This is a genomic window from Cyanobium sp. Aljojuca 7A6, from assembly GCF_024346455.1.
Classification (GTDB): Bacteria; Cyanobacteriota; Cyanobacteriia; order PCC-6307; family Cyanobiaceae; genus Cyanobium.
Window position 1 is genome coordinate 1 of record NZ_JAGQCY010000015.1, and the last position, 15,120, is coordinate 15,120.

Annotated in this window: 15 protein-coding genes; 9 read left to right on the forward strand and 6 right to left on the reverse strand. The window is 68.3% G+C overall.

Features of this window, described 5'->3' with window-relative positions; all coding sequences use genetic code 11:
• The coding region (glgP, locus tag KBY95_RS12725; protein ID WP_254965440.1) for a glycogen/starch/alpha-glucan family phosphorylase at positions 1 to 1,816 on the reverse strand (1,816 nt) is incomplete at its 3' end.
• A 133-nt stretch (positions 1,817 to 1,949) separates the two neighbouring features.
• Between glgP and KBY95_RS12730 the strand changes: the two genes are divergently transcribed.
• Together KBY95_RS12730 and KBY95_RS12735 are read left to right on the forward strand one after the other, a co-directional pair.
• The gene (locus KBY95_RS12730; RefSeq protein ID WP_254965442.1) at positions 1,950 to 3,878 is read left to right on the forward strand and encodes an NAD-binding protein; all 1,929 of its coding nucleotides are present in this window, start codon (positions 1,950 to 1,952) and stop codon (positions 3,876 to 3,878) included.
• Positions 3,875 to 5,677 (forward strand): pyruvate kinase, encoded by a 1,803-nt coding sequence (locus KBY95_RS12735; protein ID WP_254965444.1) that lies wholly within the window; start codon positions 3,875 to 3,877, stop codon positions 5,675 to 5,677. The genes KBY95_RS12730 and KBY95_RS12735 overlap by 4 nt, the downstream gene beginning before the upstream one ends.
• Before the next feature lie 30 nt (positions 5,678 to 5,707).
• Here KBY95_RS12735 and KBY95_RS12740 read toward each other — a convergent pair whose 3' ends face one another.
• On the reverse strand, positions 5,708 to 5,995 hold the full coding sequence (locus KBY95_RS12740) for a hypothetical protein (protein ID WP_315858925.1): 288 nt from the start codon (positions 5,993 to 5,995) through the stop codon (positions 5,708 to 5,710).
• Positions 5,996 to 6,139: 144 nt separating this feature from the next.
• Here KBY95_RS12740 and corA point away from each other — a divergent pair, with 144 nt between their 5' ends.
• The 7 genes from corA to KBY95_RS12775 all read left to right on the forward strand — a co-directional run bounded on the left by corA (position 6,140) and on the right by KBY95_RS12775 (position 13,156).
• Entirely contained in the window at positions 6,140 to 7,240 is a 1,101-nt protein-coding gene (gene corA, locus KBY95_RS12745; RefSeq protein ID WP_254965446.1) for a magnesium/cobalt transporter CorA, read from the forward strand.
• A gap of 145 nt (positions 7,241 to 7,385) precedes the next feature.
• Positions 7,386 to 8,423, forward strand: coding sequence for a PstS family phosphate ABC transporter substrate-binding protein (locus KBY95_RS12750; RefSeq protein WP_254965448.1), 1,038 nt, complete (start codon positions 7,386 to 7,388; stop codon positions 8,421 to 8,423).
• An 18-nt stretch (positions 8,424 to 8,441) separates the two neighbouring features.
• Positions 8,442 to 9,401 carry a CHAD domain-containing protein gene (locus KBY95_RS12755; RefSeq protein ID WP_254965450.1) on the forward strand — a complete coding sequence of 320 codons (960 nt, stop codon included), beginning with the start codon at positions 8,442 to 8,444 and terminating at the stop codon, positions 9,399 to 9,401.
• Positions 9,402 to 9,478: 77 nt separating this feature from the next.
• Positions 9,479 to 10,111 carry a Crp/Fnr family transcriptional regulator gene (locus tag KBY95_RS12760; RefSeq protein WP_254965452.1) on the forward strand — a complete coding sequence of 211 codons (633 nt, stop codon included), beginning with the start codon at positions 9,479 to 9,481 and terminating at the stop codon, positions 10,109 to 10,111.
• Positions 10,112 to 10,155: 44 nt separating this feature from the next.
• Positions 10,156 to 10,848, forward strand: coding sequence for a response regulator transcription factor (locus KBY95_RS12765; RefSeq protein WP_254965454.1), 693 nt, complete (start codon positions 10,156 to 10,158; stop codon positions 10,846 to 10,848).
• Positions 10,849 to 11,949: a cell wall metabolism sensor histidine kinase WalK gene (locus KBY95_RS12770; protein ID WP_254965456.1), complete on the forward strand. Its 1,101-nt coding sequence runs from the start codon at positions 10,849 to 10,851 to the stop codon at positions 11,947 to 11,949.
• Between the two features lies 1 nt (position 11,950).
• Positions 11,951 to 13,156, forward strand: a complete 1,206-nt coding sequence (locus KBY95_RS12775) for an aminotransferase class I/II-fold pyridoxal phosphate-dependent enzyme (protein ID WP_254965458.1) — start codon at positions 11,951 to 11,953, stop codon at positions 13,154 to 13,156.
• 13 nt (positions 13,157 to 13,169) lie between these two features.
• Here the strand turns inward: KBY95_RS12775 and KBY95_RS12780 are convergent, their stop codons facing one another.
• From KBY95_RS12780 to KBY95_RS16420, 4 genes are read right to left on the reverse strand one after another with little or no spacing between them, the layout of a single operon-like run.
• The gene (locus tag KBY95_RS12780) at positions 13,170 to 13,868 is read right to left on the reverse strand and encodes a hypothetical protein (protein ID WP_254965460.1); all 699 of its coding nucleotides are present in this window, start codon (positions 13,866 to 13,868) and stop codon (positions 13,170 to 13,172) included.
• Positions 13,865 to 14,230 carry a biopolymer transporter ExbD gene (locus tag KBY95_RS12785; protein ID WP_254965462.1) on the reverse strand — a complete coding sequence of 122 codons (366 nt, stop codon included), beginning with the start codon at positions 14,228 to 14,230 and terminating at the stop codon, positions 13,865 to 13,867. Before KBY95_RS12785 ends, KBY95_RS12780 begins: the two co-directional genes overlap by 4 nt.
• Positions 14,227 to 14,580, reverse strand: coding sequence for a hypothetical protein (locus KBY95_RS12790; protein WP_254965464.1), 354 nt, complete (start codon positions 14,578 to 14,580; stop codon positions 14,227 to 14,229). The genes KBY95_RS12785 and KBY95_RS12790 overlap by 4 nt, the downstream gene beginning before the upstream one ends.
• The gene (locus KBY95_RS16420; protein WP_254965466.1) at positions 14,577 to 15,074 is read right to left on the reverse strand and encodes a MotA/TolQ/ExbB proton channel family protein; all 498 of its coding nucleotides are present in this window, start codon (positions 15,072 to 15,074) and stop codon (positions 14,577 to 14,579) included. The genes KBY95_RS12790 and KBY95_RS16420 overlap by 4 nt, the downstream gene beginning before the upstream one ends.
• Positions 15,075 to 15,120 lie beyond the last annotated feature (46 nt).

A 15,120-nucleotide genomic window follows, 5' to 3' on the forward strand; every position in this document is an offset into this window, starting at 1 on the left:
AGATCACGGTGCGGGGGGCCAGGCCATCGGCGAGGCCGTTCTTGATGCGCAGGTACTGGGCGATCACCTGCAGGGCATTGAGGTGCTGGCGCTTGTACTCGTGGATGCGCTTCACCTGCACGTCGAAGAGGCTTTCGGGGTCGACGCTGAGCGCGAGGTGGCGGTGGATGTAGCCGGCCAGGCGTTGCTTGGCGATCCGCTTGCAGGCCCCCCAGCGCTCCAGGAACGCCCCGTCATGCTGGAAGTCTTCGAGGCGCCGCAGGGCCTGGGGCCGGGCTGGCCAGTCGGGGCCGAGGCTGTCGCAGAGCAAGGCATGCAGCGCTGGATTGGCCAGAGCCAGCCAGCGCCTTGGTGTCACGCCATTGGTGACGTTGGTGAACTTCCCGGGCCAGAGGGCGGCGAAGTCGGGGAACAGATCCTGCTTGACCAGGGCGCTGTGCAGGGCGGCGACGCCATTGACGTGGTGGGAGGCGACGGTGGCGAGGTGGGCCATGCGCACGGCCTTGTCGCCGCCTTCATCGATGATCGAGAGGCGCCGCAGCACGGCGTCATTGCCGGGGTACTTGAGGCGCACCTGCTGGAGGAAGCGGTGGTTGATCTCGAAGATCAGCTCCAGGTGGCGAGGCAGCAGCGACCCGAAGAGATCGAGGCCCCACTTTTCGAGGGCCTCGGGCAGCAGGGTGTGGTTGGTGTAGGAGAGGCAGGCGGTGGTGATGGCCCAGGCGGCGTCCCACCCGAGGTGCTTGTCGTCGAGCAGCAGCCGCATCAGCTCGGCGACGGCGATCGAGGGGTGGGTGTCGTTGAGCTGGATGGCCCAGTGGGCCGGGAAGTCCTCAATGGCAAGGCCGCGGGCCTCGAGGCTGCGGATCATGTCCTGCAGCGAGCAGCTGACGAAGAAGTGCTGCTGCATCAGGCGCAGGCGCCGTCCTGCGTCGGTGCCGTCGTTGGGATACAGCACTTTGGAGAGCGTTTCAGAGCCCACCTTCCTTTCCACGGCGCCGTAGAAATCGCCGCTGTTGAAGGTCTGGAAGTCGAAGGATTCGCAGGCCTCCGCTCGCCAGAGGCGCAGCCGGTCGCAGGTGTTCACCCGATAGCCCAGCACCGGCACGTCGTGGGGAATGCCGATGGCGTGCTCGCCGGGGATCCAGCGCACCCGGAACGTGCCGTGGTCGTCACGGAAGCTTTCGGTGTGGCCGCCGAAGCCCACGTAGCAGGCCTTCTCCGGTTGAACAATTTCCCAGGGCCAGCCGCCCTTGAGCCACTTGTCGGTGATCTCCACCTGCCAGCCGTCGCGGATGAGCTGGTCGAAGATGCCGAACTCGTAGCGGATGCCATAGCCGGTGGCGGGGATCTCGAGGGAGGCGAGGGATTCGAGGAAGCAGGCGGCGAGGCGCCCCAGGCCGCCATTCCCCAGACCCGGCTCCTCTTCCACGTCGAGGATCTCCTCGATGTCGTTGATGCCGAACGGCTTGAGGGCCTCGGCGGCCTCCTTCTGGATGCCGAGCATCAGCAGGTTGTTGCCGAGCTGGGGGCCGATCAGGAATTCGGCCGACAGGTAGGCCACCACCCGGGACGGGCTCGCGTGGATGGCATCGAGGCCCGCCAGGTAGCGGGTCATCAGCCGGTCGCGCACGGCGTAGCTGAGCGCCATGTAGAGGTCGTGGTGGTCGGCTTCCTGGACACGCCGGCCCAGGGAATAGAAGAGGTGCTCGATCAGGCCATCGAGAAGATCCTTCGCCGCCAGGCCGTTGCGCTGGGGGTCGGCGTAGGAGCCAGGCTCGGGCAGACCCATCACAGGGGCAAGGGTGCTGGTCATGGCGGCAAGGCGATGGGCACCCCTCAACCCTCACCAGGAATGGTTAAGACCCGGGGCAGCCGCTTCCCCGTCGCCTTGGGAAGATGGAAGGGACTGCCAGCGTTCCATTCCCGATCCCGCAGCCCTCGCCGGGGTGGCCAGTGGCACCCCGTTCTCCGCACCCGGGGCGTCCAGCCCGCGGGAGGGATCGGTGCTGATCTGCGGCCTCGGATCCCTCGGCCAGGCCTGCCTGCTGCGGCTGCTTCCCTTTGACGTGCCACTGCGCTGCCTGGATCGTCAGCGACCGGACTGGCGCGATCCCCGCCTGGAGGAGCGTTTCGGCTCCAGCGTGGTGCTGGGGGACATGCGCCTGCCCCATGTCCTCTCCCAGGCCGGGGTGGAGACGGCCCGCGCCGTGTTGTTGCTGAGCACCGAGAGCACGGTGAACGTGGAGGCGGCCCTGCAGGTGAGGTTGCTCAATCCATCGGCGGATGTGGTGGTGCGCTCCTCCGGCCAGCTGGCCAGCCTCGGAGCCCTGCTCGAGGAGCGCCTGAGCGGGGTGGCCGTTGTGGATCCCCTGCTGCTCACGGCCGGTGCCATCACCGAGGCCGTTCGGCCTGGCGAGCAGGAAGCCAGTTTCCGTGTCGATGGTCAGTCCTATCTGGTGGTGGAGGGAAGCGGCCAGGATCGACGCCAGCAGCGTTGCCTGCGTCAGGCCGGCGCCGACCCGACCCGGCCCCTGCAGGTGATTCCGATGGGGACGCACCATCACCGCGCTGCGGATGCCGTTCCTGCCACAACGGTTCCGGGCCGGTTGTTGGCCCTGCGCCGCGGCCTGGGGGCACCGCTGCGGCTGTGGCGGCAACGCAGCCGGCTCCAGCAGGCCGTGTTGCTGGGGTTCGGGGGGCTGATGGGCCTCGGCATGGCCCTGTTCTCCACCGGCGGCGGCTGGCGCCAGGGGATGTTCGTCACCCTGTCCCTGCTCAAGGGGGAATACGTCGATCCGGTGAACGTGATGCTGCCCCCGGATGACGGCATCGCCGCGGCGGCCCCCTGGATGATCGGCCTCACGCTGGTGTACTCCCTGGTGGGCACGCTGCTCACCTCCGCCCTGGTGGCGGTGATCCTGGAGAGGCTGCTGCGGGAGCGTTTCGGACTGGGCCATCCCGGCCGCTTCCGGCGTGGCAGCCGCTGGATCCTGTTGGCCGAGGGGGAGGAACTCGCCGGGCGGGTCGCCGACAACCTGGTCAGGGATGGGCTGCAGGTGCTGCGGATCGATACACGGCCCGTGCAGCCATTGCAACGGCCGGGGATGGTGGTGTTCCACCGCTGGGAGACCGCCCTCGCCGCGCTGCAGCACTGCCGACTGGAGGGGATCGGTCTGCTGTCTGTGGATCTGCTCGCCAACCTGCAGGAGACCTTCCAGCTGCAGAAGTCCTGGCCGGAGGCCCGCTACGCGATCCTCTCCCATGCGGTCGAGGCGGCCGAACAACTCGGAGACCTGCTCGGCGGTGTGGCGGTGATCTCCAGCATGGACCTGGTGGCCGATGCGGTCGTGGCCACGGCGTTCGGCGAACGGGTGGAGGAGATCTGCCGGATCGATGGGGCCAACCATCTGCTGGTGCGCTACCGCATTCAGCAGGGCGATGGCCTGGCGGGGCTGAACCTCTCCAGGGTCGAGCAGGGCTACGGGGTCACCACCATCCATCTGCTGCGCCCCGGGCGCCGTTCTCCCCTGGTGCTGCCCTCCCTCGATCTGGTGCTGGCAGCGGGGGATCAGCTGGTGGTGCTGGCCACCCTGCGCCAGCTGCGGCGGATCGAGCTGGGCTGCCCCGATCCGCCTGGATGGCGCCTGCGCCTGCAGGGCTCCCCCAGGGAGGAAGGTCGCTTCGAGGCGCTCCAGTCCCTGGCCCGGCATCTGGGGGGAGCCCCAGGGGCGATGGCCCACCTGCTCGATGGGGCGGAGCCTTTCACCCCCGCCCTCGACCGCGACCTTGCCGAACAGCTGGCGGAGGAGTTGCGCCGCCAGGGTCTCCACTGTGAGGTGGAAGCCGTTGCGACCACCGAGGGCCCCAGGACATGAAGGACCCCACGCCTGCAACGGCCCGCTGGCTGCTCGACACGTTGCGAACCCTGCGAACCAACCTGGAGCGCATCGAGCTGGAGGAGGCCGACTGCCTGGAGGCCATTCACCCCGACTACCGGGCCAGTGCCCGCAACTTGCTGCATTTCATCGCCTTCCATCGCCATGCCCATCCCGGCCTGCCGAAGGCGCTGCGGCAACGGGGACTGTGTCCCCTCACCGATTGCGATGCCCACCTGCTGTCCAGCCTTGAGGCGGTGATCACCGCCCTCGAAGCGCTTGAGGGACTGGGGTCCGAGCTGGGCGCCTCCCCTGGCCTGGTCGGTCCCGACGTCCTGGAGCGGCATTGCGACCGATTGTTCGGAGCCCTGGCCGCCGCTGGGGTCACAGGAATCATGGTCACCCTGCCGGCGGAGGCGGCCGAGCAGCCCGCCCTGATCGCCGATCTGCTGCAGGCGGGGATGACCATCGCCCGCATCAATTGCGCCCATGACGACCCCGTGGTCTGGGGCCGGATGGTGGACGTCCTCACCCAGGCCCGGGTGGCCACCGGCCGCCCCTGTGCGATCGCCATGGACCTGGCGGGCCCGAAGCTGCGCACCGGTCAGCTGGCCCCCCAGCCCGCGGTGATCCGTGCGCGCCCCCCCCGCGACCGACTGGGACGTCCCACCCAGCCTGTGCGGATCCTGGCGGTGCCGTCGGGAGCCAGGCCCATGCTGCAGGATGCCGAGGTGGTGCTGCTGCCGGCGCGGCTGTCGCGGGCGAAGCGGTTGAAGGCAGGCCATCGGCTGCGGGGGCAGGATGCCTCCGGCCGCCGGCGCACCCTCACCGTGGTTCGGCGTGTCCCCGATGGGGTGGTGCTGCAGGCCGAAAAGTCCTGCCACTTCGTGACCGGCCTGATGTTCCGCCAGCGGCACGGCAAAGCCCGGCTGGTCGTCGGTCCGCTGGCCCCGGTCAGCGGCGAACGGCTGTTGCGCCCGGGCGAGGCCATTCGTCTGACGCCGGAGCCGGACCGGGGCCCAGGCACGCTTCCCTGCACCCTGCCGGAGGTGTTCGGCGATCTGCGCCTTGGTGAACGGGTGCTCTTCGACGATGGCCGCATCGCTGCGGTGATCCGCGGGGTGTCGGCCCAGGAGGTGCGGCTCGTGATCACGGCCGCCCAGGCCAGGGGCAGCCGGCTCCGCTCCGACAAGGGGATCAATTTCCCCGACAGCGACCTGCGCACACCGGCCCTCACCGCCAAGGACATCGAAGACCTGGCCTTCGTGACGCGGCACGCCGACATGATCAGCTACTCCTTCGTGCACAGGGATTCCGACATCCAGACCCTGCGCCAGTGCCTGGAGGACCGGGGCCGGGGGGACCTGGCGGTGGTGCTCAAGATCGAAACCCGCCAGGCCTTTCTCAACCTGCCCCGGCTGCTGCTCGCGGCCATGGGCCACGGGGCGCCGGTGGGGGTGATGATCGCCCGGGGCGATCTGGCGATCGAGTGCGGCTGGGAGGCCCTGGCTCCGATTCAGGAGGAGATCCTGCGGATCTGCGCCGCGGCGCACGTGCCCTGCATCTGGGCCACCGAGGTGCTCGACACGCTGGCCCAGCACGGCCATCCCACCCGCGCCGAGATCACCGATGCGTCCATGGGGGCCCGGGCCGATGCGGTGATGCTCAACAAGGGACCCAACATCACGGCCACCGTGAAGGTGCTGGAGGCGATCGTGGCCAGTAGCGCCAGCAGCGAGCCGATGCTCACCTGCCTGGCGTTTCAGAGCAACTGTGAACCAGAAGACCAACTGCCGTGATCTCCGCCACAGGCTGACCGGCCTGATGGATCAGTCCCTTGATTCGTCGAAGAGGGAATCGCGGGTGAATTTCAGACCTTTCCAGATCTTCTTGATTTTGGCGTAGGCCTCGTCCTGGCTCATCTTGCCGTTGGCCTGAAGCCCAACGATCAGGCCCACCTGGTCGGCGAAGGACTCCAGATTCTGATGAAACATCAGCCGCTCCGGGCTCCAGTCGCTGCCGCGATAGCTGCTGTGGGCCTCCATCGGGGATTTGACATCCCTTTCCTGCTGGCCGACGTCGGGGTTGAACGCTCCCGGGGAGGGGGGGTTGGTCAACGGCTGCGGCACATCAGCCTATTAGTCTAGGCAGCCTGCCTTAAGACGCCGTAAAGACCTGGGATGACGGCTGCGGGCTCCCGGCGGACGCCATACCCACCGCTTCGAAGCTGCGTTTGAATCCTGGCAACAACCGGGACTCCCGTGGTGCGACTCACCCCAGGGGCGCTGAACTCCCAGCGCCTGGAGCAGCGTCCGGCGGGCCTCCCCACCCATCTCTACGTCCATGGCGGACTCGGGCCCACCCGGGCCGATGCGGTGCTGTTCCTGGATACCGGACCGGTGCGGACCACCGCCCCTGCCATCGAGCAGCTGGCCAGCCTGCGCAGAGCGGGCACCCCCCTGTGGCTGCGTCTGCAGGGGCTGGGCGATCGCCGCTACATCCAGCAGCTCCTGGAGCACCTGGAGGTGCCGGCGGTGCTGCTGCCCCCCCTGCTCGAGGTGCCCCAGCGGCCCCAGGTGAACGGCCTGGAGGATGTGCTGCTGGTGGTGCTGCACCGGCTCAGCTTCGCCAAGGACCCGGCCCATCTGGTCAGCGAACAGGTGGGCCTGGTGCTGCTGCCCGGATTGCTGATCACCATGGAGGAAGGCTGTGGTGGCGATCCCTTCCCGGATCTCACCGACTGGCTGTTGTCGAAGTCGGGGTCCCTGGCCGACAGGGATCTGGACGACATCCTGCATTTCGTCATCGATGACCTGCTCGATGACCTGTTTCCGATGCTGGAGGCGATGTCCCAGAGGCTTGATGCGCTGGAGGAATCCTCCCTGCGCAATCCCCGCCCCCTGATCCTGCGCCGTTCCTACGAATTCAGAAGCAACCTGCGGATCATTCGCACCTTGATCTGGCCCCTTCGCCACCAGATCGGCCTGCTGCTCCGGCAACGGCAACGCCTGCTGGGCACCGAGGCCCTGGAAGGCTTCAGGGACATGGCCGAGCTCGTCGACCAATTGTTTGAGGCCTGCGGGTCGCTGCGCAACCAATGCGATGCCATCACCCAGTCCTATGCCGCCAGCGTGGGCAACAGGATGAACCAGGTGATGAAGACCCTGACCATCCTCACCAGCATCTTCGCGCCGCTCACGTTCATCGTTGGCGTTTACGGCATGAACTTCGAGTACATGCCCGAGCTTAAGTGGCATTACGGTTACGCTCTTGTAATGGTTCTTATGCTCTTTGTGGCCTTGCTGCAGGCCTGGTGGCTGTGGCGGCGGGGCTGGTTCCAGGACTGGACCGGGCAGGGCTGAGGGTTCGCCACCACAACGGCTTGCAGCCACAATCTGTCCTTAACCCAACACCTCGGCTTGGTGGTGCAGGATCGGCGCAGCGCCCTTCCTTCGCTGGTCCCGAACCATGGTCCTGAAGCTGCCTGCGACAGTCCGGTCGAGGTGCGTGGTGGCCTGCAGCGGTCTTGGTGTTCTTCTCGGTGCCTGGCTGGCGCCGTCCCTGGCTCCGGTGCCGGTCCAGGCCCAGACGAAGGCCGCTCCTGTGGTGCGGGTCGAGGGCTCGAGCACGGTGTTCCCGATCATGGAAGAGGCCGCCAAGGCCTTCATGAAGCGCCAGGGTGATCGGCCGGCCTCCATCGCCCTGAAGGAAACCGGCAGCTCGGCGGGGATGCGCAGGTTCTGCCGCGGCGAGATTCCGATCAGTAACTCCTCCCGGCCGATCAGCTCCAAGGAACTCAAGGCCTGCGCCGCCAAGGGGGTCACGTTCATCGAACTGCCGATGGCCTTCGATGCCATTTCGGTGGTGGTCCATCCCAGCAACACCTGGGCCAGCCGCATCACCACGGCCGAGCTGTCCACCCTGTGGAACCGCAAGGCGCAAGGGCGCATCAAGCGATGGAAGCAGGTCAATGCCGCCTGGCCGGATCGGCCGATCAATCTCTGCGGGCCCGGTTCCGACTCAGGCACCTTCGATTATTTCAACCAGGCCATCAACGGGGATTCGGCGAATTCGCGCACCGATTACACAGCCAGTGAAGACGACAACGTCCTGGTCCGCTGTGTCGAGAAGAATCCGTTGGCCCTCGGTTATTTCGGTTTTTCCTACTACCGCGCCGAGGGCAGCAAGCTCAAGGCACTGGCCGTCACAGGACCCAGAGGAACCTGGCCTCCGACCATCGACAACGTGCAGCAGGAGCGCTACGTCCCCCTGTCGCGCCCCTTGTTCGTCTACATCAACGACAAGGATCTGAGGGCGCGGCCCGAGGTGCGTCGTTTCATCACCTTCACCGTCCAGGGGGGGCTGCGATTCAGCGAGAAGGCCGGGGTGATTCCCCTGCCCCCCGACACCTATCGTGTTGTGGAGTCCAAGCTTTATCGCCATCTGATCGGCACCTCCTTCGGGGGTGACCTGCCCATCGGACTCTCGATCAACGAAGCGATCCGGCGCAGCTTCGAGCAAATCCGTTCGAAATCACCTCGCTGAGGCCTCCGGGCCCCTCCCATGGCCAGCCCGCACGATGATCAGGCCTCCAGCAACGGAGCGTTCGCCGTCGGTCTGATCGGTCGGTTCACCCACAAGCTGGTGTCCCTCCAGGGCCCCGTGCTGGCCGACAACGACCCCGAGCCCCTGCATCAGATGCGGGTGTCCCTGAGGCGTCTGCGCACCTGCCTGCACCAGTTCGGCCCGGCGCTGCTGCTACCCAGAGCCGTCGGCGATCCCCGCCTGGCCAAGACGGTGCGGCGGCTCGGCATGGCGAGGGACCTGGATGTGCTGCGGGAGCGGCTCGAGCAGGATCTGATGGTGGAGCTGCCCGAGGCGGAGCGAAAGGCGCTCAAGCCGGTGCTGAAACAGTTGCGCCGCGAGCGTGCCCTGGCCTACGAGCAGGTGGTGTCGACCCTTCAGAGCGGTGGCTATCTGAAGCTGCTCTCCCAGCTGCAGAGCTGGCTGCGCCGTCCCGATCTCACGCCCCTGGGGGAGTTGCCGCTGCTGGGGTGGACCCTGGAGTGGCAGGCACCCATGATCGCCGGGCTGTTTCAGCACCCCGGCTGGTTCATCCTCGAGCAGGAGGCAGAGATGGAACGCGTCCATGACCTGCGCAAGCGACTCAAGACGGCGCGCTACGGACTCGAGAATCTCGCCGCCGTCACCGGCTCACGCTGCCGGCAGTGGGTGGTCGAACTCAGGGAGCTGCAGGAGCTGCTCGGCGAACTCAACGATCTCCACGTCCTGGAGAAGGCGATCGATGATCAGTTGCCGTCCGGGTTGGCAAGGAGCCTGCCGGTTCTCGAAGCTCTGCTGCGCCGCAAGGCCCAGGGCTGCTGGGAGCAGTGGCGGCAACGGGCCGATGGGCTCATCCTTCCCGAGCGGCGCCGCAGCCTGTCGCTGGCCCTCTGGCTCGAACGGCGGCCTGACGCCCCGCCGGAACCGGCCCCGATGGCCCAGGCCTTACCAAGGCCTTAACCAAAGCACTACCAGCCCTTTGCTCGATTCCGGGGTGTTGCTGCATACAGTTTGGTGCATCCAACGCGCTTTTCCCGATGGTATTCACGCCTTCCCGTGAATCCGGCAGCAAAGATGGATTCCGCGAGCTTCTCGAAGCCAATTATCAGAAACGAAGTCTGGTTCATGTCAGTGCAGGCAGCAATGTGCCGCTGCTGAAAAATAATGTCTGGCTTGTGGTTCGCGGCATGGTCAAACTCAGTGCCATCACGATTCACGGCGATGACATGCTCCTCGGGCTGGCCGGCCCCAACGAACCCTTTGGTGATCCCCTCAACGGCATCGAGGCCTACTCCGCCACCACCCTGGCCGACACGGACCTGCTCTGCCTGAGTTGCAGCGAGATCCGTCAGGACGGTGCCCTGGCTGTGGCCATGCTCGAGGCCCTCGGCCTGCGCATCCATCAGAGCCAGGCCCTGCTGGCTCTGATGGGGCTCAAGCGCGTCGATGAACGGGTGCGTGGTTTTCTCGAACTCCTGGCCAGTGAGTATGGCCAGCCCTGCGAATCGGGCCTGCGCCTCAACCTGCGCCTCACCCACCAGGAGGTGGCCAGTGCCCTGGCGACCACCCGCGTCACCGTCACCCGCGTGATCGGTACGTTGCGTGATGAGGGCTGGCTGCAGCTGGACGGCCAGCGTCGCCTCGTGGTCAGCTATCTCCCACGTCGTTGAGTCAGTTCTGGGATCTGCCCCCCGCAGACGCCGATAATGCCGGCATGCACCCCCCCCTCCTGGTCGTCGAGGACGACGACACGATCCGTGAAACGATCCGCGACGTCCTCGTGCTCGAGGGTTTTGCCGTCACGGCCTGCGGCAATGGCCGGGAGGCCCTGCGCACCCTGCAGGAGTGCCCGCCGGGGGAGGAGTTTTCCCTGGTGGTTCTTGATCTGATGCTGCCGGGTCTGGGGGGCTTGGATCTCTGCCGCCAGCTGCGCTCCGCCGGTAACCAGACCCCGATCCTGGTGGTCAGCGCCCGTGACAGCGAGACCGACCGGGTGCTGGGGCTTGAGGTGGGGGCCGACGACTACCTGATCAAGCCCTTCGGCCTGCGCGAATTGGTGGCTCGCTGCCGGGCCCTGCTGCGCCGCAGTCGCTCGCAGGAGGTCGCGGCCAAGGTTCTGCAGCACGCCAACCTGAACCTGTTCCCTGAGGAATGCCGGGTCACCCGCGATGGCCTTGAGGTCAATCTCTCCCCCAAGGAATACCGGCTGTTGGAGCTGTTCATGCAGAACCCCCGCCGCGTCTGGAGCCGCGACAAGCTCCTGGAACGCGTCTGGGGCTACGACTACTTCGGTGACAGCAAGACCGTCGACGTCCACATCCGCTGGTTGCGCGAAAAACTTGAGGCCAATCCCTCGGCACCCGAGCATCTGATCACCGTTCGGGGCTTCGGCTACCGCTTCGGCTGAATGGGGGTGCTTCTGGCCGGGCTGCTGGGGCTGGCCCTGGGATGGTGGCTGGCGCAGCGTCGCCGCCAGCCCGTCGGTAGCCTGAGTGGCCTTTCGCTGCGGCAGCTGCTGCGCTGGATCGCCGAGGCCCCCGATGGCTGGTTGATCCTCGACCCTGCTGATCGCCTCCAGCTGATCAATCTGCGGGCCGAAAGGCTGCTGGATGTTCCCGGAGCGGGGCTGCGGCGTCAGGAACCGCTCGAGAGGGTCTGCCGTTCGAGCGAGCTGCTCGAGGGGATCCGCAACGCTCGCCGGCGGGAGCGACCCCAGCGGCTGGATCTGGAGCCAGGCAACCAGCAACTGGCCGTGGTCATCCTGCCCGGCGAGCGGGGCTGGGTGGCGGTGATGCTCCAGAGCCGTCGTTCGCTCGAAGCCCAGCTGGAGCAGCAGGAGCGCTGGGTGAGTGATGTGGCCCATGAACTGAAGACGCCCCTCACGGCCCTGCTGCTGGTGGGTGACAGCCTGGCCGCCCACGTCAACGACGCCAACGCCGTGCTGGTGGAACGGCTGCAGCGCGAGTTGCTGCGGCTGCAGCGGCTCGTCGGTGATCTGCTGGAACTGTCCCGTCTGGAGAACACGCTGCCGGAAGGTGTACGCCTGCGCAGCCGTGTCGATCTGCCCCAGCTGGTGCAACAGGTGTGGCTGGGCCTGCGCCCCCTGGCCGAGCGCCGCTCCATTCGCCTGCAGCTGACGGCCGAGCCTCCCTTGAGCGTGATGGGCGATGGCTCGCGGCTGCACCGGGCCGTGCTCAACCTGCTGGACAATGCCCTGCGCTACAGCCCGGACGGGGGCATGGTGCGGGTGGAGATCGAAGCGACGGCGGGGTGGTGCCTGCTCACCATCCGCGACGAGGGCCCCGGCCTGAGCGAGGACGACCTGGAGCACATGTTTGAGCGCTTTTACCGCGGTGATCCCTCCCGGGTGCGCAGTGACCGGGGCGGCAGCGGACTTGGCCTGTCCATCGTCCAGCAGATCGCCGTCACCCACGGCGGCCGCATCCAGGCCGCCAACCACCCCGGCGGTGGCGCCGTGATGGAACTGCTGCTGCCGGCCGCGGCCTGAGATGGCGGACGCTTTCCCCGGGGTGGCGGTGCGGATGGCGGCGGTGGCCGATCCTGTCATCGCCCAGGTCGGCGCCCTGCTGCGCCAGTGCCCCGGCGCCCTTTCCCTGGCCCAGGGCATGGTGGCCTGGGCGCCACCGCAGGCGGTGCGCCAGGCCGTCGCCGTGGCCCTGGCGGAGACCGATCGGCGGCTGGATCGCTACGGGCCGGTGTGGGGCGAGGAGCCCCTGCTGGAGGCCGTGCGGCGGGAGCTCACCGAGGTGCGTGGCCTGGATCTGGAGGGCAGTGACCTGCTGGTGACCGCCGGCAGCAACATGGCCTTCAACGCCATCGCCCAGGTGCTCTGCGACCCCGGCGACGAGGTGCTGCTGCCGCTGCCGTTTTATTTCAACCACGCCATGGCGATCCGCCTGGCCGGCGGCGTGCCCGTGCCGGTAGAGGCGGGGCTGGTGCCCGATCCCGACCGGCTGGCGGCGGCGATCACCCCCCGCAGCCGCGCGATCGTGACGATCTCCCCCAACAATCCCAGCGGCCTGGTGACGCCGCCGCAGGTGCTGGCGGCCATCAACGGTCTGTGCCACCGCCATGGGCTGGTGCATGTGAGCGATGAGGCCTATGCCGACTTCGTGCATGGGGCGGTGCCCCATCGGGGTCCTGGCCGGCTGCCGGGCAGCGGCGGCCACACGGTGTCCTTGTTTTCGCTGTCCAAGGCCTACGGCATGGCGGGCTGGCGGGTGGGCTACGCGGCGGTTCCCCGCCAGCTGATGGGGGCCCTGGCCAAGGTCCAGGACACGGTGCTGATCTGCCCGCCCCAGGTCAGCCAGAGGGCGGCCCTGGCGGCCCTGGAGGCCGGGCCGGCCTGGTGCCGCCCCCATGTCGAGGCCCTCGGTCAGCGGCGGCGGCAGTTGCTCGACGCGGTGGCGGCGGCCCGTAGCGGCGGACTGGCCATGGAGCTGCTGGGCCCCCCGGACGGGGCCTTCTATGGCCTGCTGCGGTTTCCCTGTGCCCTGGATGGCGCCGCGTTGCTGCGGCACCTGGTGCTGGGGCATGGGGTGGCGGCCCTGCCGGGCGACAGCTTCGGCCTGCCGCCAGTTGGCGGCCGGGGCCTGCTGCGACTCAGCTACGGCATGCTCGAGGCCCCTGATCTGGAGGAGGCCCTGGGGCGCCTGTTCCAGGCTGTGGCGGCCCTGGAGGCGGCCGGCCGCTGATCGTTGCTGCCGTTCAGGGGCTGGAGCTGGCCGCTTGGCTTTCGCCCGCGGCGCCCAGCATCCAGAGCGCCGTCCCCTCCGGCCAGAGCAGCAGTACCTTGCCGCCCAGAAGCACGGCCAGGGGATCCCCCAACGGCAGGCCGCCGGCGCGTGCCTTGGCCAGGGGCAAGCGCCGCCATTCCAGGCCGTCCGCCGCGAGGCTCATCCCGGCAGGAGACTCCTTCGTGGGCGAGGCCTGCTCCCACAGACCCGCCACGGATGTGGCCTCGGTCGCCTCGATGGTCTTGGCCTGCAGGGCCAGGGCGAGCAGTCTGCTGACCGCCGTGGGTTCCGCGCCGGACCTGGAAGGGGGGCGCTCCTGGGCTGTCCCCTCGCCCCGGCCGGGGGTGGTGGCCGCCCGGGACTGGGGTCTGGCGGTGCTGGCGGCGTTGCCACGCCGGCCGGCCGGCAGATCCGTTGGTGGTGGTGGCGGTAGGGAGCTCAGGGAGCTCAGGGAGGGAAGGGCCAGCAGTGGCAGGGCTGGTTCCCGGGCCTGCTGGCGGCTGAAGCGCAGCAGCTCGGGAGTGTCATCCGCTGGGGCCGCGGCTCTGCTGGGCACGGGACGCTGGGAGGGCCGCAGGGCCGGCAGCAGCAGCAGGCCGTTCAGGGCTAGCGCCACCAGCAGGGGCAGCTGGAGACGGCGCCAACCGGGAAAGGGCAGGCTGGCTTTCATGGCAGCTGCAGCTCCATGGGAAGGTCGGTGCGGCCCAGCCGCCCCATCAGCTGCTGCACCGCCCCCCAGGGCACATCGCGATCGGGGACCAGCCGCACGGTGGGGCGGGCCTTGCCGGCTTCGAGCCTCTGGAGCACGCCCATCAGCTCCCCGCTGGGGATCGGTTGGTTCCACAGCCGCAGCTGTCCATCGGCGGCCAGGTGCAGGCTGACGATCCCCTCCCTCGCCGGTCGCTGGGCCAGTCGCTGGGGAACCAGGATCAGTGCCAGGGTCAGAAGCGCCAGTCCTGTCGCCACCGTCCCCAGGGCCAGGGCCTCCAACGCTGGCCCCCAGGCCTGGGTGCGATCAGCGTCTGCCCTCATGGCCCCTGGCCCGGCAGGGCCAGCCCCACGGGCCGGGGGCTGATCGAACGCAGGTGGGCCAGGGAGCGGCTCACCTGTTCCAGCGGCAGGGTGGCGGCCGGCAGGAAGCGGATCTCGGTGCTGGCCGGCTGGGAGGCCAGCAGGCCCGGCAGCCGGGTGCGGGACACCGGTTCCCCGTTGACGAACCAGCGATTCTCCGGCGCCTGCACGATCCACAGGGCCCCCGTCAGGGCCATCCCGACCTGGGGGCGCAGCCGCGGCTGGCGCTCCCGGACCAGATCCGCCAGGGCCGCCACCGATCCGCACAGCAGCAGGGTCAGCCCCACAAGCGAAGCGAGGGCGTAGGTCATGCCTGGGGGGGCCAGGCACGGCCGAGTCGCTGCAACCTCAGGCACTGGCTGCGCCGCAGCCATTGGTTCGCCACCAGGCTGGTGCTCGCGATCAGGCTGACGATCAACCCCAGGGCGGTGCTCAGCAACACCTGGCTGAACCCGGCCAGGTTGGCACCCGCCGGCAGCAGCAGCTGGGGGCCGAGGCTGGCGAGCACCTGCATCAGTCCGAGCACGGTGCCCACCAGGCCCAGCAGGGGGGCCAGCACGACGGCGGCCTGCAGCAGCGGTTCACCGAAGCGCATCTCCAGGTCCCAGTCCTCCAGCCTTCGCCCAGCGGCGCCCCCTCCCTCCTCAGCCAGCAGCCGCTCCCACTGCTGTCTGCGGGACGTCCGCGTGCGCCACCAGTTCCACCAGTAGCGGCCCCGGTCGAGCGCCACGGTCACCACCGCAATGGAGAGGAGCAGCAGCAGCAGGGCGACGGGTCCATTGATCCCGGGGATCGTTGTCTTCACCCCTGGCGACGATGCATGGCTGCAGCTGATGGTATGGGCCGGTGTC